General features: G+C 35.6%; 20 protein-coding genes and 1 tRNA gene. 8 read left to right on the top strand and 13 right to left on the bottom strand.

What is annotated here, in order from left to right:
• Positions 1 to 65: 65 nt before the first annotated feature.
• Positions 66 to 1409 carry an adenylosuccinate lyase gene (purB, locus tag VL047_RS05740; RefSeq protein ID WP_325359140.1) on the bottom strand — a complete coding sequence of 448 codons (1344 nt, stop codon included), beginning with the start codon at positions 1407 to 1409 and terminating at the stop codon, positions 66 to 68.
• A gap of 152 nt (positions 1410 to 1561) precedes the next feature.
• Complete coding sequence (locus tag VL047_RS05745; RefSeq protein ID WP_325359141.1) at positions 1562 to 1753, bottom strand: hypothetical protein; 192 nt, start codon at positions 1751 to 1753, stop codon at positions 1562 to 1564.
• 186 nt (positions 1754 to 1939) lie between these two features.
• Between VL047_RS05745 and VL047_RS05750 the strand changes: the two genes are divergently transcribed.
• From VL047_RS05750 to VL047_RS05765, 4 genes are all read left to right on the top strand, one after another.
• The gene (locus VL047_RS05750) at positions 1940 to 2503 is read left to right on the top strand and encodes a sigma-70 family RNA polymerase sigma factor (protein WP_325359142.1); all 564 of its coding nucleotides are present in this window, start codon (positions 1940 to 1942) and stop codon (positions 2501 to 2503) included.
• Between the two features lie 13 nt (positions 2504 to 2516).
• Positions 2517 to 3614 (top strand): S1C family serine protease, encoded by a 1098-nt coding sequence (locus tag VL047_RS05755; protein ID WP_325359143.1) that lies wholly within the window; start codon positions 2517 to 2519, stop codon positions 3612 to 3614.
• 100 nt (positions 3615 to 3714) lie between these two features.
• Positions 3715 to 4263, top strand: coding sequence for a cob(I)yrinic acid a,c-diamide adenosyltransferase (locus VL047_RS05760; RefSeq protein WP_325359144.1), 549 nt, complete (start codon positions 3715 to 3717; stop codon positions 4261 to 4263).
• An 80-nt stretch (positions 4264 to 4343) separates the two neighbouring features.
• Entirely contained in the window at positions 4344 to 4565 is a 222-nt protein-coding gene (locus VL047_RS05765; protein WP_132221110.1) for a DUF2795 domain-containing protein, read from the top strand.
• Positions 4566 to 4639: 74 nt separating this feature from the next.
• Here the strand turns inward: VL047_RS05765 and yidC are convergent, their stop codons facing one another.
• Entirely contained in the window at positions 4640 to 6484 is a 1845-nt protein-coding gene (gene yidC, locus VL047_RS05770; RefSeq protein ID WP_325359145.1) for a membrane protein insertase YidC, read from the bottom strand.
• A 23-nt stretch (positions 6485 to 6507) separates the two neighbouring features.
• Positions 6508 to 8145: a CTP synthase gene (locus VL047_RS05775; protein ID WP_325359146.1), complete on the bottom strand. Its 1638-nt coding sequence runs from the start codon at positions 8143 to 8145 to the stop codon at positions 6508 to 6510.
• Between the two features lie 204 nt (positions 8146 to 8349).
• Here VL047_RS05775 and VL047_RS05780 point away from each other — a divergent pair, with 204 nt between their 5' ends.
• Complete coding sequence (locus tag VL047_RS05780; protein ID WP_325359147.1) at positions 8350 to 9600, top strand: DEAD/DEAH box helicase; 1251 nt, start codon at positions 8350 to 8352, stop codon at positions 9598 to 9600.
• A gap of 99 nt (positions 9601 to 9699) precedes the next feature.
• A tRNA-Arg gene (locus tag VL047_RS05785) sits at positions 9700 to 9773 on the top strand.
• Between the two features lie 2 nt (positions 9774 to 9775).
• On the opposite strand, the gene VL047_RS05790 is transcribed toward VL047_RS05785, so the two are convergent.
• From VL047_RS05790 to VL047_RS05810, 5 genes are all read right to left on the bottom strand, one after another.
• Positions 9776 to 11128 (bottom strand): HAMP domain-containing sensor histidine kinase, encoded by a 1353-nt coding sequence (locus VL047_RS05790; RefSeq protein WP_325359148.1) that lies wholly within the window; start codon positions 11126 to 11128, stop codon positions 9776 to 9778.
• A 25-nt stretch (positions 11129 to 11153) separates the two neighbouring features.
• Positions 11154 to 11468: a pyrimidine/purine nucleoside phosphorylase gene (locus VL047_RS05795; RefSeq protein ID WP_325359149.1), complete on the bottom strand. Its 315-nt coding sequence runs from the start codon at positions 11466 to 11468 to the stop codon at positions 11154 to 11156.
• 160 nt (positions 11469 to 11628) lie between these two features.
• Positions 11629 to 12468, bottom strand: coding sequence for a VOC family protein (locus VL047_RS05800; protein WP_325359150.1), 840 nt, complete (start codon positions 12466 to 12468; stop codon positions 11629 to 11631).
• Between the two features lie 126 nt (positions 12469 to 12594).
• The gene (locus VL047_RS05805; RefSeq protein WP_325359151.1) at positions 12595 to 13176 is read right to left on the bottom strand and encodes a hypothetical protein; all 582 of its coding nucleotides are present in this window, start codon (positions 13174 to 13176) and stop codon (positions 12595 to 12597) included.
• 9 nt (positions 13177 to 13185) lie between these two features.
• Positions 13186 to 13329 carry a hypothetical protein gene (locus VL047_RS05810; RefSeq protein WP_325359152.1) on the bottom strand — a complete coding sequence of 48 codons (144 nt, stop codon included), beginning with the start codon at positions 13327 to 13329 and terminating at the stop codon, positions 13186 to 13188.
• Positions 13330 to 13504: 175 nt separating this feature from the next.
• Between VL047_RS05810 and VL047_RS05815 the strand changes: the two genes are divergently transcribed.
• A complete protein-coding gene (locus tag VL047_RS05815; protein ID WP_325359153.1) occupies positions 13505 to 14221 on the top strand; it encodes an SDR family oxidoreductase in 717 nt (238 codons plus the stop codon).
• A 1-nt stretch (position 14222) separates the two neighbouring features.
• Here the strand turns inward: VL047_RS05815 and VL047_RS05820 are convergent, their stop codons facing one another.
• Genes VL047_RS05820 through VL047_RS05835 form a run of 4 tightly spaced genes read right to left on the bottom strand, consistent with a single transcriptional unit; the run spans position 14223 to position 18350 of the window.
• Positions 14223 to 15554 (bottom strand): TolC family protein, encoded by a 1332-nt coding sequence (locus tag VL047_RS05820; protein WP_325359154.1) that lies wholly within the window; start codon positions 15552 to 15554, stop codon positions 14223 to 14225.
• Between the two features lie 14 nt (positions 15555 to 15568).
• Positions 15569 to 16702, bottom strand: coding sequence for an ABC transporter permease (locus tag VL047_RS05825; protein WP_325359155.1), 1134 nt, complete (start codon positions 16700 to 16702; stop codon positions 15569 to 15571).
• 9 nt (positions 16703 to 16711) lie between these two features.
• Positions 16712 to 17662, bottom strand: a complete 951-nt coding sequence (locus VL047_RS05830) for an HlyD family secretion protein (protein ID WP_325359156.1) — start codon at positions 17660 to 17662, stop codon at positions 16712 to 16714.
• Positions 17643 to 18350: an ABC transporter ATP-binding protein gene (locus VL047_RS05835; protein ID WP_325359157.1), complete on the bottom strand. Its 708-nt coding sequence runs from the start codon at positions 18348 to 18350 to the stop codon at positions 17643 to 17645. The genes VL047_RS05830 and VL047_RS05835 overlap by 20 nt, the downstream gene beginning before the upstream one ends.
• Before the next feature lie 243 nt (positions 18351 to 18593).
• On the opposite strand from VL047_RS05835, the gene VL047_RS05840 reads away from it, so the two are divergent.
• Positions 18594 to 20501 (top strand): nucleoside-diphosphate sugar epimerase/dehydratase, encoded by a 1908-nt coding sequence (locus VL047_RS05840; protein ID WP_325359158.1) that lies wholly within the window; start codon positions 18594 to 18596, stop codon positions 20499 to 20501.
• Positions 20502 to 20534: the final 33 nt, after the last annotated feature.

Genomic DNA, 20534 nt, shown 5'->3' on the forward strand with positions numbered 1-20534 from the left:
TTAACTGCAAATATATCATTATAATATATTGATATATTATAGTTGCGGAAAAAATTTATATGAAATTATATGCCTGTATAGTTCCAGGGTGTAATCGATTTAATTTCTTTCTTTATAGAATCAGAAACATTCAGATTCTCAACGAAGTCAGCAATAACCTGCTCATTGACCTTTGTATTTGTACGAGTTAAATCCTTTAAAGCTTCATATGGTTTTGGATAACCTTCTCTCCGAAGAATAGTTTGTATCCCTTCTGCTACAACGGCCCAATTGTTTTCTAAATCAGCACGTATTGCCGTTTCATTAATGATCAACTTATTTAACCCGCGCATTAATGATTTTAGAGCAATCATTGTATGTGCTACCGGAACACCAATATTCCGTAAAACGGTTGAGTCGGTTAAATCACGTTGAAGTCTTGAAATAGGTAGTTTAGCTGCTAAGTGTTCAAAAAGAGCATTAGCGATACCTAAGTTTCCTTCAGCATTTTCAAAATCTATTGGATTAACTTTATGAGGCATAGCTGAAGATCCAATCTGTCCGGCTACGATTTCTTGCTTGAAATAATCCATGGATACATAAGTCCATATATCTCGGCTTAAATCGATAAATATATTATTAATACGTTTCATCGCATCGCAATGTGCGGCGAAGTTATCATAGTGTTCAATCTGAGTTGTATATTGCGAACGTGATAATCCAAGTTGTTCATTAACGAAATTATTCCCGAATTCAGCCCAGTCAATAGCAGGATATGCAAGATGGTGTGCATTGAAATTACCAGTTGCTCCTCCAAATTTTGCAGAAAATGGGATTTGATGTATTTGCTTGATCTGATTTTCTAAACGTTCACAAAAAACTAGGATCTCTTTTCCCAAACGGGTTGGTGAGGCAGGCTGACCATGCGTCCTGGCAAGTAGAGCAATGTCTTTCCAATTTGAAGCCAGCTTGTGAAGCTTGTTAGTTATTAAGCTTAACTCTGGTAAATAAACTTCTGTAAGTGCTTTTTTCCAAGAGTAAGGAATGGCTGTATTATTAATATCTTGTGATGTTAGGCCAAAATGGATAAATTCCTTGTATTCTTGTAGTCCTAGTAAATCGAATCTATCCTTAATAAAATATTCAACTGCTTTAACATCGTGATTGGTTGTTTTCTCAATTTCCTTTATTTCTTCTGCATCCTTTTCTGTGAATTCATTAGCCAACTTCAATAGTTGTGCCCTTACTTCAGTACTGAGTTTCGGTAGTTGCGGGATTTCGCAATCACATAAAGCGATGAAATACTCAATTTCGATATAAACGCGAAAATGGATAAGCGCAAACTCAGAGAAATAGTTAGATAGATTACTTGTTGATTTATGATAACGCCCGTCTATGGGAGAAATAGTGGTAAGGGGAGAGAAATTCATTTATATATTCTTTAAGGTCGGTAAATGTACAAAAAAGGAAAGAAGCTAAAAAATTCCGAAGAGCTGGAATTATATATAAATAACTCAATAAAAAAAAGAATAAAAAAAACCTGTACGTTTTCGTACAGGTTTTTTTATCGAAATAACTAAAATTAGTTTACAACGTTAGTATCGATAGCAGCAGTGTCAATAACAGTTGTATCGATGTCGTTGATTACAGTTGTATCTTCGTTAACAATTACGTCAACATCATCTGCTTCAGTTGCAGCTGGTTGAGTGTTACAAGCTGATACAGCAAGAGTTAAAGCTAATCCTAAGAAACCAAATTTGAATAAATTTTTCATTTTTTAATTGTTTTGTTGTTTTTTAAATAACATGTTATTTTACACTTAATACACTTAGATGAAAAAGGTAACCCAACTATTTAAAAATTTAAGAATAATATTAATTGTGTATTGAATCAGTTGAATGTAAATTTGTTTCCTTTATAGTGAGAAAATTGGGTTACTTTTATTCGTTTTAAGTATTAAATGGTGAGCAACATAAAAAGTCAGGAACTGAGTGATCAAGAAGTTATTGAAGGTATAGCAAAGGGCTCTACGATTGAATTGGAATATTTATATACTTCTTACTTTCCAATGGTTTTTCAGCTAATAACTAAAAACAATGGAAGTGAGGACGATGCAAAAGATATCTTTCAAGAAGCTGTGATTGTTTTATATGATCGAGTAAATAGTGGAGATTTTGTTTTAAGCAGTAAATTAAAAACATTCTTATATTCCGTATGCAGACGATTATGGCTTAAAAGATTGAGCAAAAATGATAGGATGAGCTTCAACGTGCAGGAACATGAAGAAATAGTTGCAGTAGAAAGTGATTTGCTCGAATATCAATTAAAGGAAGATCAGTTTTTACTAATGGAGCAATCGCTTCATTTACTTGGAGAACCGTGTCAGACTATAATAAGTGATTTTTATTTGCGGAATCTGTCCATGCAAGAGATTTGCGAGAAATTTGGTTATACAAATGCAGATAACGCTAAAACACAGAAGTACAAATGTTTACAACGCCTGAAAAAGTTATTTTTCGGCTAAATATAAGGATGAAATGAAAAAGGGTATTGATTTTATTGAACAGGCAGATAGCTATGTTCGTGGAAGCATGAATGACGAGGAGAGAAGATTGTTTGAGGATTATTGTAAAGAAAATCCAACTGAAGCATCAAAATACCGTGAACACGTTCTGTTATTAGAAAAGTTAAACGAATATCAAAATAGAATTGATTTCAGATCGAAATTAGAAAGTATTCAATCGAAGCTTGAAATTCCGAAAGTCTATAAGAAATCCAACTCGAGTGGTATTATTAAACTTTGGAAGAATTATGGTTATAGTGCTTTAATTGCTGCGTCTGTAGCTTTATTAATTGTCTTCTCTACTTTATGGATGTCTGGTTTTTACAGTGATGTAAAGGACAACTCGAGTAAATACAGTGCCTTAAAGCGCGATATGAATCGCATCGTTAATAATGTCAACGCTCAGAATAAGGTTATTAGCAATATAAGTTCTAATAGTGAAAAAGCAGTTGCTCCAAGTACCTTTGGTGGTACCGGTTTTGCATTAACCTCCAATGGTTATATTGCTACAAATTACCATGTTATTAATGGTGCAGACTCTATTTATGTTCAGAATACCAAGGGTGCTTCTTTTAAAACTGAAGTTGTTTATATCGATCCTACTTATGATATTGCCATTCTGGAAATTGTAGACCCGACCTTTAAAGAACCTGCACCTTTGCCTTATACATTTAAAAAGACAGAATCTGACTTAGGACAAGATGTATATACCATCGGGTTTCCTCGAGAAGAAGCTGTATATGGTCGTGGATACTTAAGCTCTAATACAGGTTTCGGTGGAGATACGATTGCCTATCAGGTATCAATCCCTGTTAACCCGGGAAATAGTGGTGGACCCGTTTTAGATGATAGCGGTAATGTGATTGGAGTAATTAACGGTAAACAAAAAGAAGCAGACGGCGCAGCCTTTGCTATAAAAACAAGCTATCTGCTTAAGTCCATAGAGGCGATATCCAAAGATGACTTAAATCGTAAAATGCAGATTAATAAAACTAATTTGTTAAAAGGTCTTTCAAGGACTGCACAGATCAAGAAAATTCAAGACTTCGTATACATAGTTAAAGTATACTAAATAAGAATTTTTGTTTTAAAAGGCACTTTATCCTGAAATAGGTAAAGTGCCTTTTTTATTGCTATTAATTATTTATATTGAACGTATTAAAAATATAAATATGAAAATCTACACCAAAAGAGGAGATAAAGGAGAGACCTCATTAATTGGAGGAACAAGGGTTTCCAAGCATCATTTGAGAATCGAAAGCTACGGTACGATAGATGAACTCAATTCATATATTGGATTGATCAGAAGTCATGAGATAGATGAAGCACAAAAATTAGTTTTAAAGGAAATTCAAGATCGCTTATTTACCATTGGCTCTTCCTTAGCTTCTGACCCGGAAAGATCTAAAATGAAAATACCTGATCTTTATGAATCAGATATTACCCTTTTGGAGGAAGAGATTGATAAGATGAATGAGGTCTTACCTCCTTTAAAGCATTTTATTTTACCAGGCGGTGACTTACCAGTTGCCAGCTGTCACTTAGCGAGATGTGTATGCCGCCGGGCAGAGCGCATAACGGTACATTTATCAGGTGAAAGCTTTGTAGATGAGAAGGTTTTGAGTTACTTAAACCGACTAAGTGATTACCTTTTTGTGCTCGGTAGAAAGATATCTTATGATGATAAAATTGAAGAGAATATTTGGGTTCCGCGTTTATAAACGATTGTTTTTAAATAAATTTGATTATATCAATAATTATTATATTTTTGCGGAAAATTGAACGCTAAATACAACGAATTATGTACTGGACATTAGAGCTTGCATCACACTTAGAAGATGCGCCTTGGCCGGCAACTAAAGATGAATTAATAGATTATGGAATCCGTTCGGGTGCTCCTGTTGAAGTTATAGAAAACTTACAAGCCCTGGAGGATGACGGAGAGCCCTATGAAAATATCGAAGAGATTTGGCCGGACTACCCTACGAAAGAAGATTTCTTTTTTAACGAAGATGAGTACTAGAAAGTAGGAAAATTAAGACAATAAAAAAGGCGTTCAATTTTTGAACGCCTTTTTTATTGTCTTAATATATTGTCTTATTTCTTTTTAGGAGTAGTTTGAGCTGCAGGAGCTTGTTGACGCATGTAATCTTCCATACGTTTCTGGAAGCCTGATTTCTTTTTCTTAGATTCAGGTTTCTTTTTGTGCTCTTGAAGTTTTGCATGGATTTTCTCGTCATTAATCATCTGACGAATGGCAAACTGCTGTCCGAATGTAAATAAGGTTGAAAGGAAATAGTAATAAGTTAATCCGGATGGATAGCTATTCAAAACGAATAAGAATATTAACGGCATAAAGTAACCGATATATTTCATTTGGCCCGTTACGCCTGATACTGAATTGTTATACCAGGTTGAAAGCAATGTTGCCAAAGTCATCAATATTACCATTAAACTAATGTGTCCAACGCCGAAGATCGGTTTAAAGGTTACAATAGCATCATAGGTCGATAAATCATTCATCCATAGGAAGCTTTCTCCTCTCAATTCAAAGAGGTTAGGGAAGAAGAAGAAGAAGGCAATGGTGAAAGGCATTTGTAATATCATTGGAATACAACCACCCATTGGGTTTACACCAGCTTGTTTATAGAGCTTGAGGTATTCCTGCTGTAAAAGAGTAGGGTTATCCTCACCAACCTTTTTCTTAATTTCATCCATTTCAGGTTTTAATACCCGCATTTTGGCCATAGAAACGTATGACTTGTAGCTCAATGGTGATAAAACTAATTTAAGGAGAATCGTAAGAATAAGGATGATTATACCATATCCCAGGTTAAATCCTTCAAGAACATTAAAAACTGGTAATGTAATGAATCTGTTGATCCATGTCATTGGTCCCCATCCTAAATCAATTTGTTTTTCGAAGTCATATCCTTGATCCTTCAGTATAGAATACTTATTAGGACCAAAGAAGAATTTCATCGGGTAGGTATTAATATCTTGTCTCGAGAAATCGAGGTTTAAATCTGCTTCAAAAGATTTAACAACATTTGCTGCTGTGGTAGTATTAACGGCTAAAGTTCCACCAGCGAAATCCTGATCCGCTATTAAAGAGTTTGAGAAGAAATGCTGTTTAAATGTTACCCAATTGGTTTTGCCAATATCCTCTTGATCATCTTTTCCTGTGCTCAAGCTTTCAACATCTCCTTCAGCTGTTCTAAAGTATGCAGTAGAATAGCGTTGCTCATTGGCAATGTCTTTTTCCTTTTGAGAAAGGGATGAATTCCAGTTTAAGATTAATTGCTTTTGGCTAGGAGCAACCACATTCTGCATGCCTTTTGTAACTACTGTGAAACCAACCTGGTAGCTGTTGCCTGTTAAAGAGTAGATATAATCTATATACTTGCCCTCAGCATAATTTAAACGTAAAGTTAAAGCAGATGAATCACTATCACTTACTGAAAATCCTTGATCCGGACCGGCAAAATACAAGTTGTTAGTATTGATGTTTTCTCCAGCAGTTGAAAATTGTAAGCCGAAAGTATTATCATCACCATCAAACATGATTAAAGGGTTTCCCTGATAATCCACTTCGTTCTTCAACTCAACAGACTTAATTCTACCTCCTCTATTTGAAATATTTACTTTTAGAAGCTCATTTTCTAATGTGATAAGTTTTTCAGTTCCTTTTTTAGAGCTACCAAAAGGACCGGTAGCAATTATTGAGTCTGGTTCTGAAGTAGCAATTAGACTACTATCAACGGCACTAATAGCTGTTGTATCGTTCGTAACCGCATTTGCACCTTTGGTCTTTGCAAGTGCAATAGAGTCTTGTAAAAGCTGCTCTCTTTTAATCTCTTCCTCAGATGGTCTCATCAGGAATACCGAACCAACGATAATAATTAACATTAAAAAGAGGCCGGTAAACGTATTTCTATCCATACTTATATATTATTCTTTGATTTTTATTTAGCAGTTACTTTTCGTTCTTCATTAATTTTCCTAGCATGCTGTAAAGAAGCGGCTACAAAGTTAACAAAAAGTGGATGCGGATGAACAACTGTCGATTTTAATTCAGGATGAAACTGAGAACCTATAAAAAATGGATGGTTTTTAAGCTCTACAATCTCTACCAATCCATTATCAGGATTTATTCCAGAAGCAATCATTCCCTCTTTTTCGAATTGATCAAGGTATTTATTGTTAAACTCATAGCGATGACGATGACGCTCAGTTATTTTCGTTTTACTATATATAGTAGAAGCTTTTGATCCTTTTTTAAGATCGCAAGGATAGGAGCCAAGTCGCATCGTTCCACCTTTATTTTTTATTTTCTTTTGCTCTTCCATCAAGTTTATTACCGGATGTTTCGTTTTAGAGTTCATCTCGAAGCTATTTGCATCCTTTATGCCTAAAACGTTTCTTGCAAATTCAATAACGGCACATTGCATCCCTAAACATATTCCGAAAAAAGGTATCTGATTTTCGCGAACGTATTGAATCGAAGCTATTTTGCCTTCCAATCCTCTTTCTCCAAAACCGGGTGCTACTAAAATACCGCTTAAGCCTTTTAACTTTTCAGCAACATTAGCTTCTGTAATACTTTCAGATGAAAGATATTTTACAATTACTTTGCATTCATTTACCGCACCTGCATGGATAAATGCCTCGTTGATAGATTTATATGCATCGGGTAATTCAACATATTTTCCTACCAATCCTATCTTAATCTCTGAAGTTGGGTTTTTAACTTTACCAAGAAAGTCTTTCCATAAAGAAAGTTCAGGTTCAGAACGAGTTGGAAGCTTTAATTTTGCTAAAACAGTTTTATCAAGTTGTTCTCTTAGCATCAATAAAGGAACATCATAGATTGATGGTGCATCAATTGATTCAACAACTGCATTCAGATTAACATTACAGAACAGGGCTATCTTTTTTCGGAGTTCTGAATTTAAATGATGCTCGGTACGGCAAACCAAAATATCAGGCTGTATACCGTATTCTAAAAGCATTTTAACCGAGTGTTGCGTTGGTTTAGTTTTTAGTTCACCTGCGGCTGCTAAAAATGGCACCAAGGTTAAATGTATAACAAGGGAGTCGTTGCTTCCTAGTTCCCAACGAAGTTGACGAACTGCTTCAATGAAAGGAAGAGATTCAATATCACCGACCGTACCACCAAGTTCAGTGATAACAATATCATAATCGCCGCTCTCACCCAACAAACGCATATTCCGTTTAATCTCATCTGTAATATGTGGAACAACCTGAACTGTCTTTCCTAAATAATCACCAGCCCGTTCTTTTTGAATTACATTTTGATAAATTCTTCCGGTGGTGATATTATTTGCTTGTGAGGTAGGGGTATCCAAAAATCGTTCGTAGTGACCTAAGTCCAAATCAGTTTCTGCGCCATCTTCTGTTACATAGCACTCTCCATGCTCATAAGGGTTTAAAGTTCCCGGATCTATATTAATATATGGATCGAATTTTTGAATGGTAACTTTATAGCCACGCGCCTGAAGAAGTTTAGCTAGAGATGCTGAAATAATGCCTTTACCTAACGAGGAGGTAACACCGCCCGTAACGAAAATGTATTTTGTCATAGTAATCTGTTGGATATTCTTATAGAAAATGATCGTTTCTAACCTTTTTCTAATCTTTTTGTACGGGATACAAAATTAGAAATTATTTTTGGGTATTTTGACCTATTAAATATTTAGTACATTTTTGTTTGTTTAAAACCTTCGATAAAAGGTTGACTTTCACTTATTTTTAATACTTTTACACTTTCTAATAATTATACAATATTGATATTTACTGATTTTAATTTTGATGAACGTCTTTTAGACGGTCTTAATAGTATGGGTTATAAAAGCCCTACTCCAATACAAGCCCAAGCAATTCCTCTTATTCAATCCAATCACGACTTAATTGCGTGTGCCCAGACAGGTACGGGGAAAACAGCTTCTTATTTACTTCCTGTAATGGATGGTATTTGTAAATTGGAAAAGAAACCTGCCATAAGTGCCTTAGTATTAGCTCCTACACGTGAGCTGGCATTGCAAATCGACCAACAGATTGAAGGGCTTGCTTATTTTACAGGAATTAGTTCCATTGCTATTTATGGGGGAGGAAACGGTGCAGATTATGAACAGCAGCGTAAATCTTTAAGGGAAGGTGTAGATATTGTTATAGCTACACCGGGTAGATTAATTGCTCATTTGAATTCTGGAGGAGTCCTTTTTAATGATATCAAATTTCTGGTTCTAGATGAGGCAGACAGGATGTTGGATATGGGTTTCCAAGAGGATCTATTGCATATTATCCGGAAACTACCCAGTCAACGTCAAACATTGCTTTTTTCTGCAACCATGCCTTCAAAGATCAGGCAATTTGCTCAGAAACTACTTAAAAATCCGCAGCACATAAATATTGCAACATCAAGTCCGGCAGAAGGTATTCTTCAGCAATGCTATCGTGTTTATGATGAGAATAAAAATGCTCTGCTGGTAGATATTTTGAAAAACGGAGCATATAAGAGTGTAATAGTCTTTGCTTCGACGAAAGAAAAAGTAAAACGCTTAGACCTAGACCTGAAGAAGACCGGCTTACAAGTGAAAGCTTTCCACTCTGATTTGAAGCAGGATGAAAGGCAACAGATACTGCTTGATTTTAAAAATAGAAAGCTGAATGTCTTAGTGGGTACTGATGTCCTTTCAAGAGGAATTGATGTTGATGGAATTGATCTGGTAGTCAACTTTGATGTACCCGGCGATCCGGAAGATTATATTCATAGAATTGGCCGTACTGCCCGAGCAGAAAGCACAGGTACTGCAATAACTTTCGTAAATAATAAAGATTACGGTAAATTTAAGTCTATCGAAGAATTAATGGATCGGAAAGTTGATCGAATTCCATTAGCAAGCACCTATGGTGAAGAACCAAAAGAGCCAATAAAATCAAATGGCCGTCCGACAAATAAAAAATCCAATAACGGTAAACGTAAGATATTCAACAAGAAACGTGCTGTAGAAACAAATGATGCTCCAAAGAGTTAATTAAGCATTATTAAATAAGATTTGAAATGCAGATATTGTTACTTTAATTTTGCTCAAATGTTAAAGATTTTATTATTTTTGCATTCGTTTTAACAACGAGCCTCCATAGCTCAGCTGGATAGAGCAACGGTTTTCTAAACCGTCGGTCACAAGTTCGAATCTTGTTGGGGGTACTTTACCGGAGTTTAAGTTCCAAAGACTTATCTCCGGTTTTTTTTATGCTTAACTTATTATCGCTGGCAAGCTCAGCAAACTCCAAAGTAAACTTTGTTCCATTGCCTGGCAGGCTGCTGAAACTGATTTGTATATTCTGCAATTCTGTATACTCTTTGCACAGGATTAAACCCAGTCCGACACCCTTTTCATTATTAGTGCCATAGGTAGATGTTGCATGAAGTGTAAAGAGATTAGCCTGCCTCTCCTTTGGGATGCCAATGCCATTGTCGGTGATATTCAATCTCAATCTGCCTCGATCACAATTGCTGTTAATCTGGATCTCACCACCTGCAGGTGTGAATTTAATTGCATTGTTCACCAGATTCTGGATTACTAGTTTAAGCATATCCGTATCAGCATATAACTCAAGAGATGGATCAACGTCAGCATAAATCGCCACAGATTTTATTTTCGCGGCTGTTTGTTGAATAAGAAGACAGTCTGCTACCATTTCAGATAAGTTTAATCTAACCAAATTTACACTCGTACCACCATCCATTTGCGATTTTGTCCAGCTCAGTAAATTGTGCAACATTACCTGCATGTTTTTTGTTTCATTAAGCAGGTTCTTTTCGAGGAATTGGCGCTCCTCTGCTGATAACTCATATCCATTGAGTGTCTCTAGGTAAGTTGTGATAGAATTAAGCGGAGATCGGAGATCATGAGATAAAATGGATAGTAAGCGTGTCTTTGAATTATTGGCTACTTCTAATGCTTGGGAAGCTTTCAGCGCATTGTCCTTTTCGCGTTCGTAATTTTTAATTAAATAAGAAAGCACCGTACCAATGCATATTACTACACAAATATAAGTTGTAGAGGTATCAAGAAACAAATCGCTGCGCTTGACATAGGTGATTTTAACAAAATCAGTGTTATAATATTCAATTAGTAAGAGTGTTCCAACAATACTCACATTGCCAAGCATCCAGTACAAAAACTGCTTGGTCGGCATTACAGATAATGTAAAAACCAGCGAAAGCAAGTACAGAATTAAGGTAGGACCTTGTATGCCAGAATTAATAAAGTAATTGAAGGCCATGAGTATGCTCGTACCGGCACTGAATAAAATAAGGCTCGATTGCAATCTGCCAAAATACCGTGAATTGATATACATTGCAGCAATCACGATCCAAGTCACGAATAATGCTGCGTTGACCAGGGGCACTTTGATCATAATATTTACCAGCAAGGCCAAAGGAAGACCGATAAGGGCAATTATACTGACTTTGTGAAATATTCTGGCCTGAAGTGATGTGTCTCCAGCATTGCCAACTAATTTGTCATGCAGTCGTTTAAAGGTTTCAATAATCAAAACACAAATGGTTTAGGGATAAAAGCTATCCATAATAACAGATATATGCAACATCAGTATCACACATAACTTCAAAAGTTGTATTAGCTTCTACATTAAATTCATCGTGTTCCATGTATTTCTCCCAGCTAACATTCGGTAATTTAACATCCATAATGCCAGAAACTACAACCATTTTTTCTGGTGATGAAGTAGAAAATTCATACGTTCCTTTTTTCATTACACCTAGTGTGGCTTTGCCTTGCTCTGTTTCTAATCCCAGACTTTGAACCTTGCCATCAAAATATACATTGTGAGATATTTCCCTACTGATTGGAGAGGAGTTTGTTGAATCGCTCATAAATTATTGTTTTTATAAATAAAGTTAAGCAAATATATCGTCTGTATCTTTAAGATATGGAAAGTATAAAATCTATTTCTTCAAATTATATACTAATATATTTTAATTGTTAGTTAGATTATTAATCTCAAATTGTTTAATCTATTTAAATATTAATAAATCAAGCGTCAATCATGGTTTGAATATCTAGTTTTTTCATCTTTATAACGGCTTGCATTACACGCTCGAATTTCGTGGGGTCAGACATTAATTCATCTAAAATAGCCGGAACAATCTGCCATGAAACGCCATATTTATCTTCTAGCCAACCGCATTGACTTTCTCTTCCATTTTCTAATAGCTTATTCCAATAATAATCTATCTCATCCTGTGTTTTACAGGTCACCACGATAGAAATTCCTTCATTGAATGAGAATTCATGCTCTGCAGAACTGTCCATTGCCATAAATACTTGATCATTAAGTTTGAACTGCGCATGTTTCACATAACCTTCAACATCAGCATCTTCAGCAGTATACTTCGAAATGCCATTGATACTTGAGTTTTCAAAGATTGAGGTATAAAAATTAACAGCCTCTTCTGCTTTACCAGATTGCTCTTTTACAAACATGAATGAAGGTGTAAACTTTTGTCCTACATCTTTCATTTGCCCCAGGTAAAGTTGCCAACTAACGCCAAAACGATCTTGAACCCATCCATACCGTTCGCTCCAAGGATATTTGTCAATAGGCATAAGTATGGATCCGCCATCTTTAAGTTTATCCCAGGTTTCATTTGTTTCTTCTATGGATTCACATAATACAAAAAAAGAAATGGAGGGGTTCTTTTTAAACATGGGGCCTCCATTTAAGCCCATAAACCTCTGTCCATATAAATTAAAGCTTACAACTAGAGAGCTTTTTAATTTTATTTCTGAATCTTTAAAAACAGAACAATAGAAGTTTGCAGCAGCCTCGGCCTCATTATTAAACCATAGGCATGGATAAATTGAATTTTTCATAATATATTAACTGGTTGATATATACAAATATAACGCATAGATAAATCAGAAATGTATATTTGATGCGACAATTATAGGGGTGATTGCGACAAGTAAAGAATAGAAGATAAAGTACTAAGTAGTATTTTAGTATAAAGTATTATCATAAATGGCAAGAACTACATCCATAGTCTCTACTGTATTTTCATGGTCAAGGACAGTTGAATTATAGAATAGTTCAATATGTGCCAAATTCCTTCCGTCTTTTGCAGAGAAAAGAGTGCTTTCGCGATGGAAGTTTGAACTCAATGGAGACTTTTCTATGTGAAATGATACTCTTTGTAAGAGGTCATATAAAGTATTAAATGCTCTGAGGTCGGTCTGATTGTTTACTATAATTCTCCTTTCAAAGATCTGATCATTTTGGAATAAGAGTTCAAGACTTACCAATCCGGAACCATTATCACCCTTATAGGAATCAATATTGAGAAAAGGATGACTAATAAATGTAGCCATCACCGAATTATCTGTTACAGCTATATTACCAACCCTATTAGATTGTTTTAATAAAGAAAGTGAGTTGCTTAAGTTAGATTTTATTGGAATACCAAAGAATAATTCTCTCGCTAATTCCATCATGTACTCATCTTCCACATCCTGACCAAAAGACGGATTAACTGAGTGCGTAAGAACTACAAGACAAATAACTCTAAACAAAAACTTTCTCACTCTTTAAAATTACTTCTTCCTGCTATCCAGGTCTGATGATTTGCTTTTCTTACCAGCCTGATAGTCTGAAACTACCTTTGAAGCAGCTGCAGTTGCATCTTTGGGAGCTTTTTTCTGATTCTTATTCGAGGTTTTATTATCATTTCTTCCCATGGTTGTTATATTTAGTATGCGTTATTGCATTTATAAATATACGGAAACTGAAAGCAACTTGACGATTCTATTATTAATAAATAAAATTTTACAGTCTGGAAATATTGTTCTCATATATTTCCTGTAGTTTAGTGCTAATATATTTAAATTATTATAATACTATTAAATTAAGACTATGACACAAATTGATAAAGTGGCAATAATCACAGGCGGAAGTTCAGGTATTGGATATGGAATTGCCGAATCCCTATTAAAGGAAGGTTATAACGTTGCAATTACATCAAGATCAGAAGCAAGGGCCTTAGAAGCTGTTAAAAAACTAAAAGGAATTGGAGTTGGAGCAGTAATTGGTTTAGAGGTAGATGTCCGTTCTTTCGATGATCAGGTTACAGCTGTAAAAGAGGTAGTAGAGAAGTGGGGAAGGGTAGATGTATTTGTAGCTAATGCCGGCGTTGGACACTTCGCTTCAGTTGCCGATTTGTCTGTTGAAGAATGGCACGAAACGATTGATACCAACTTAACTGGTCCTTTTTATAGTATTAAAGCTTCCTTAGAAGCATTAAAAGCTAGCAAAGGTTATTTTATTACGATATCAAGTTTAGCAGGAACCAACTTCTTTGAAGGAGCTTCTGCGTATAACGCAAGTAAATTCGGTCTCACCGGTTTTACTCAGGCAGTTATGCTTGACATACGTAAGTTTGGGATTCGCGTAACTACCATTATGCCGGGTTCTGTTGCTACTGCATTTAATGGACATGAAGTAAATGACCAAGATGCCTGGAAGATCCAAAAGGAGGATATTGGAGAATTAGTAGCAGATATACTAAAGATGAATTCACGCTCTCTTCCTAGTAAAATAGAGATAAGGCCTTCATTGCCTCCACAAAAATAAGTTAATCCATGCTTGCTTTTTCTAAGCTAAGCTTTGAAACGAACAGCTTATAAAGACTTTCTAAATAAGCTGTTCGTTCTTTTTGAAATGTATAAACGCCGTTATAATAGTCACTAATTAATATTCTCCCTTTTTCATATTGCTGCGTTGCCAACTTTAAATTCTCCTCTGCCATTGCAATGTTTTCTTTCTTTCTCTTAAATTCCTGTTCATAATAATCTACGTCATCACGTGCTGTATTGATGTCTAATTGCTGTTTATTTCTCTGAGAACGGATAGATTCTGCTATAATCTGCTGTTGTATTTTTAATTGAGAAATCTTCTTTATCCGGTCTATCCCTTCTGTAATTGGCACTCGAAGCCCGATATTAATAAAGCTATTTCCAAACCAATTACCTCCTTTAAATAGCTGGAAGGAATTGTCATAAAAACGAGATCCGTAATAACCGTTTAAACTAAGGGTGGGTAAGAATCCATTTTTGGCAGTATTTAGCTGTATCTCTGCAAGTTTACTTTGTTGTTGCAGCTTTCTAAGGTTTAAACTTAAGTGCTCCTCGCTACTTGAAGTTTCTGTATCTGAAAGCATTTCTCCTAATTCCTTTTGAAAAGAAATTTTAACAGGATCTGTAGGGGAGTAGCCTAGCAAAACAAGCAGTTTTTCTTTGGAGTTTTTAAAAATCTTTGATGCTTCCTGAAAGTTAGAGCGACTATTATTCTGAGCTAGCTTAACTTCGTTTAAAACAGGTAAGGTAGCACGTCCGGCATCAAATTGTTTTTGAGTCATTTCTACTACTTTAAATTTGCTCAAACTATCCACTTCTGCTAATCTAACTTGCTCTAATGCAACTAGACAAGCGTAATAAGCGTCCCCTACATCAAACAATAATTGGTTTTTGGCTAATAGATGATCGGTTTCTTTGATTTCACTTTCAATAGCGGCTTCTTTTACTGCTCCCTGAAGGCTGGGGTTAAATAAGTCATACGATGCATTTACACCAATATTAGAAGTCCATTTGGTTGTAAAACGTAGAAGCATTAATTCGTCATCTCCAGCATTCGGATCAAAAGCTTTTGCAGGTACAGGTGTACTTGGGATGATCAGGTTCTGCTGTAAATTAAAGTCACCATAAATTTGAGGAATTCGCTTTAACGCAGCCTGTTTTTGTGTTTCTTTTGCAATGTCTACTTCCAGTGCATTTATATTAAAATCCGGATTGTTTTCAACAGCTATCCTTCTCGCTTCCTCCAACGATAATTCTAACTTAACTTCCTGAGCGAAGCTGATAAAAGCTGACATGATCAGAAAGAATGATAAGAAGCTAGCGATCTTCATTTTATACATTTTAATTAAAATACAGATGCAGGTTCTAGTTTGCGAATCTTACGAACTGCAAAGAGAGATCCCCCAACCGAAATGAAAAGTGTTATACCTAGTAAAGTTAAAATAAGCTCTGCTGATAGGTTGATTATTAGTCCTGCATTTTCCACTCCATTTTTAAACAGTATCAATAATATAAGAGCAAACACGAATCCTATCATTGCATATAGGAAAGCCTGTGTTAAAATCAATCGGCTTACATAGCCACTTGTTGCTCCCATAGCTTTTAGGGTTCCGTAATCCTGCATTCTATCCAAAGCAGATGAATAGAGTGTTAAGCCGATAATAAAGAAACCGCTAATACTGGCAAATACGATTAACGAGCCAAAGCTAATCCCCATGTTGGAGGTTAGCAGAATCTCTTCTATGCTTGAGCTCTTCAAATCTTCTTTATCCCAGGCTTTTACCCCGTTAAAGCTTGAGTTGATTCGATTAACAACCGATTCGACATTCGCACCTTCCACCAATTTAACTCCCACCGCACTTACTTTGGAATTAGGGAAGTCTGCATAAAAACGTACATTATCAATGGAAGAGTACATATACTCTCCACCAAAACCCTGTATGTTTTTGGTCATTACCTTTATAACCGCTGTTTTTCCATTGAGTTCGAATGTCTGATTCAAGTCCAATGAGACATTCAAGCTTTTTGAGGAGAAAAATTCCGCACTGACAGCATCCGATTGATTTAAGTCTTGTAAATCCCCTTCTGTAATTTTTGAAATTAAAGGTCCGGCAGGGAAGAGCGGACCGTTGCTACCCACTAAAGTAACAGATGCTGTTCTTCCATTATCGAAGGTTGCGGTAGCAGGAGTTGTGATCATGCCTTCGGTATAAGCAACTCCTTGTATGCTGGCAATTTCCTGAACAAAACGTTGATCAATAGGAGTAAGTACATTCACATTATTGGTCGTATTATCAATTACCCATATTTCTGTACTCTGTGCATTTGAGTTTTCAATAATTCCACCCATTAATCTCATTAAGAAATTCAGCGTTCCCAATTGCTGGCCTATCAAAAAAACACTGATAACGATACCCACCAAAACACCAACGCTTTTTGGAATATCGAACTTCATAAATTTAAAGGCAGTCTGGATCATAAAAAGAACTTATAACTCAATAACACATGCTACCTTTTTATTAATTAACAGCGAAGCTTCTTCATCTATGGACGCCTTAAATCGTCTAACTCGCCGATCGTTTCTCTCACCGGGTTCATCATAAAAAAGTGATTTATCCTGGAGAATAGGAGAGAGTGAAATGATCTCTCCACTTGCGATTTTCTCATTGTTCCCAATCAGATGAATACTAACAGTTTGTCCGACTTTTATTTTATCAGAAAACAATTCATCTACTTCTCCATGGATGATGAGGGGTTCATCAGCAGCAAACTGTCCGATGGAAACAAAGGCCTCTACTGCCTTACCAATCTCAGCATTCAAAGATAATAGCACACCGTTGTCCGGCGCTGTAATAAGTTTATCCGCTCTGGATGATTCTGTTTGCTCAATCTCATTTTCTAACTCCTGAATAATTAAGCGATTCGTTGCCGTGCTTTTCTGAGCTGCTTCTAAGTTAGCCTTCAATACATCTCGTTCTTTGCGAAGTGTTTCTACCTGTTGCCGGGTTTCAGCTCCTGATTGTGCTAATTCTTCACTAACTTTTAAATCAGCAGACTTTTCACGTAAAGCTATCTCGTATTGTTTCTCATTAGCCCGATCTTGTTCTACACGTTGCTTTTGAGTAGCAATCTGGATTTTCAGATTCTGCAATTGTATAGCCTCCTTCTTTGAATCAAAAGACAAAATGATTTCTCCTTTCTTTAATGAATCTCCTTCCTTCTTATTAATTGACTCAATAATCCCTCCTTCATCACTTGCCAGATCTACTAATCCACTCAAAGGTTCTACTTTTCCAATACCTGTAACTTTTTCTATGTCATTGCGTTGACTTAAGCTATCTATAGCTGTACTTTGATTACCAGCTGACTTATTTCCGCAAGATGCCAATCCCGTTGATATCACTATCAGCAAAAGTATATTATTTATAATCTTCCTCATTTTTTAAATTATCTGAAAGTTTTCCTTCTTCAACATACATGATTCGATCTGCATATTTTCTCAATCGTAAATCGTGTGTTACCACCACAACGGCTTTACCTTCATTGGCTAGTAATCTTAATTCTTCCATAACAAAGGAAGCACTTTTGGAATCTAAGGAGGCGGTAGGTTCATCACATAATAAAATAGGAGGGTCAGTTACTAAAGCCCTTGCAATTGCTACACGCTGTTTTTGGCCACCACTTAATTTTCTTGGTAAAGTATGCATCTTGTCTGCTATATTCACCTTCTCCAGAGTGCTTTTAGCTAACTTACTGGCATTAACACGATCCATTTTAGATAATATCAAAGGTTGTAAAACATTTTCCAATGCAGTAAGTGGTTGAAGTAAATTAAATTGTTGAAATACAAAACCTATTTTTTGTAGGCGGATAGCTGCTAATTTGTTTTCAGAATATGCGCTTATATTTTCATTGTTTATCAGTACTTCACCTGAACTTGGATAAACTACCGAGCCCAAGATGGATAATAAAGTTGTCTTTCCTGAACCGGATGGACCCATAATAAGTGTAAGTTCATGTGAGTATATATCTACTGTCGTATTATCTAATGCTATAATTGTGGTATCTCCGGTTTTATAAACCTTACTCACATCTTTTAGAGAAGCTACAATTTTTTTATTATTCATTCTATATCTTATACAGCTTTGCATGTATTTAAGTTAGAACAAAATAACTAAATCTTAGGCTATTCATTAAATATAAAATCAATAATAGTGTTTCGTGTTGAACATTTATTGATTATTTTTGAAAATTGTTGGTTAGTGAATAAGATTAACAATTAAATTTTTTATCAATCAAAAACTTTTTTGCGAAACTGGGCCCATTAAATGATGATTCAGAATGAATTTATTTTCAGGATAAAGGAGAAAATGAAACGGTTCCTCGTAGAAGGAAAAACTGTATCGAGATGGACTATCCTAATTCTTGATTTGCTTATAGTTTTGTGGTCATTTTCATTCTCTTTTTTCTTGGTTAAGGGTTTTGAATTTACATTAATAAATCCGGTACGTTTTTCAATCTATATCATCTCATTCTCCTTTATTGCTATCACTACGCTTTATGTTGGCCGTATGCACACCGGTTTACTGCGTTACTCCAACAGCGTAGATTTATTTCGTATATTTTCTGCAGCAATAACGTTTAATGTTATCTTTTTAAGCGCGATGCTGCTGTTTGCGCAATCCATTATTGATAACGAGTACCAAAACCTTTTCTTAATTGTACTGATCAATTTCTTTATCAGTACATCTCTTTTGGTTATGCTTCGGGTAGCTGGTCGTAATATATATCAGTTTTTAACACGGCGTTTTGCAGGTAAAGATTTTGTGAATGTGCTAATCTATGGTTCTGATAAAAACGCAGTATTGGTAAAACAAGCTTTGGAGAGCAATCAGGAAGTAAACTATGTCGTTGTTGGTTTTATCGATATTAATCGTAATAGATTATACAGCTATATGGAGCAGAAAAAGGTTTATCACTTTAAAGAGCTGCCTGAGCTTAAAAAATACAAGAAAATACAAGAACTGATAATTGTTCATGAAAATTTGGACGAGCGTTCTAAAAAAGTTGTTATTGAACGAAGCATTCGTTTAGGGATTAAAGTCGTTACCGTTCCTCCTTCCAGTAAGTGGCTTTCTGGAACCCTGAATCGAAAGCAGATGCATGAGCTTCGAATCGAGGATCTTTTGCAAAGAAAACCAATTGTAATTGATCCAAGCCGTGTAAAAAAAGATATATGTGGTAAACGTGTTTTAATAACAGGTGCTGCAGGCTCTATTGGTTCTGAAATTGTACGACAGGTTTTGGATTACGAACCGGCATTGTTAATCCTTTGCGACCATGCAGAATCGCCCTTGCATGCTATTCAGTTAGAATTGGAGGATAATTTTCCTTCTGCTCACATTGAGATGGTTATAGCGGATGTGCGTGATATCAATCGGATGGAATCTATCTTTAAGACATACAGCGTTCAGGTAATTTACCATGCTGCAGCTTATAAGCATGTGCCTTTAATGGAGCATAATCCTTTTGAGGCTGTTGATGTAAATGTGGGTGGAACTAAACATATTGCAGATTTAGCAGTGAAATATCAAGCCGAAAAATTTGTAATGGTCTCTACAGACAAAGCGGTAAATCCTACCAATGTAATGGGAGCGTCTAAGCGCATTGCAGAAATTTATATACAGGCATTAAATTCACCTGATGTAAAAACTCGTTTCATAACTACTCGTTTTGGTAATGTACTGGGTTCTAATGGTTCAGTAATACCACGTTTTCGCGCACAGATTGAAAGAGGAGGTCCGGTTACAGTTACGCACCCTGAGATTACACGTTATTTCATGACGATATCTGAAGCCGTACAGTTGGTTTTAGAAGCAGGAACGATGGGGCATGGGGGAGAGATCTTCGTCTTTGATATGGGCAAGCCGGTCAAAATAGTTGATTTGGCAAAGAAGATGATCCAACTTGCTGGTTATGTTGAAGGGATAGATATTAAAATTGTATATACAGGATTAAGACCCGGCGAAAAGCTATACGAAGAACTCCTTGCTTCTTCTGAGCTTACCCTCCCTACTCATCATGAGAAAATAAATATAGCTAAAGTAAGAAATCATTCTTATGAAGAAGCCAATGCTGCTATTATTGAATTATTGAATATTAATGAAAAGCAAGATAGCCAATCAATAGTTCGTAAAATGAAAATTATTGTGCCTGAATTCTTAAGTAATAACTCCATTTACGAGGATTTAGACAGTGCTTATTTCGATTCCATTTAAGTAAAATATATACTTTGGCATAGTTATTTCTTA

The sequence above is a fragment of the Albibacterium sp. genome (assembly GCF_035514885.1).
Lineage (GTDB): Bacteria > Bacteroidota > Bacteroidia > Sphingobacteriales > Sphingobacteriaceae > Albibacterium.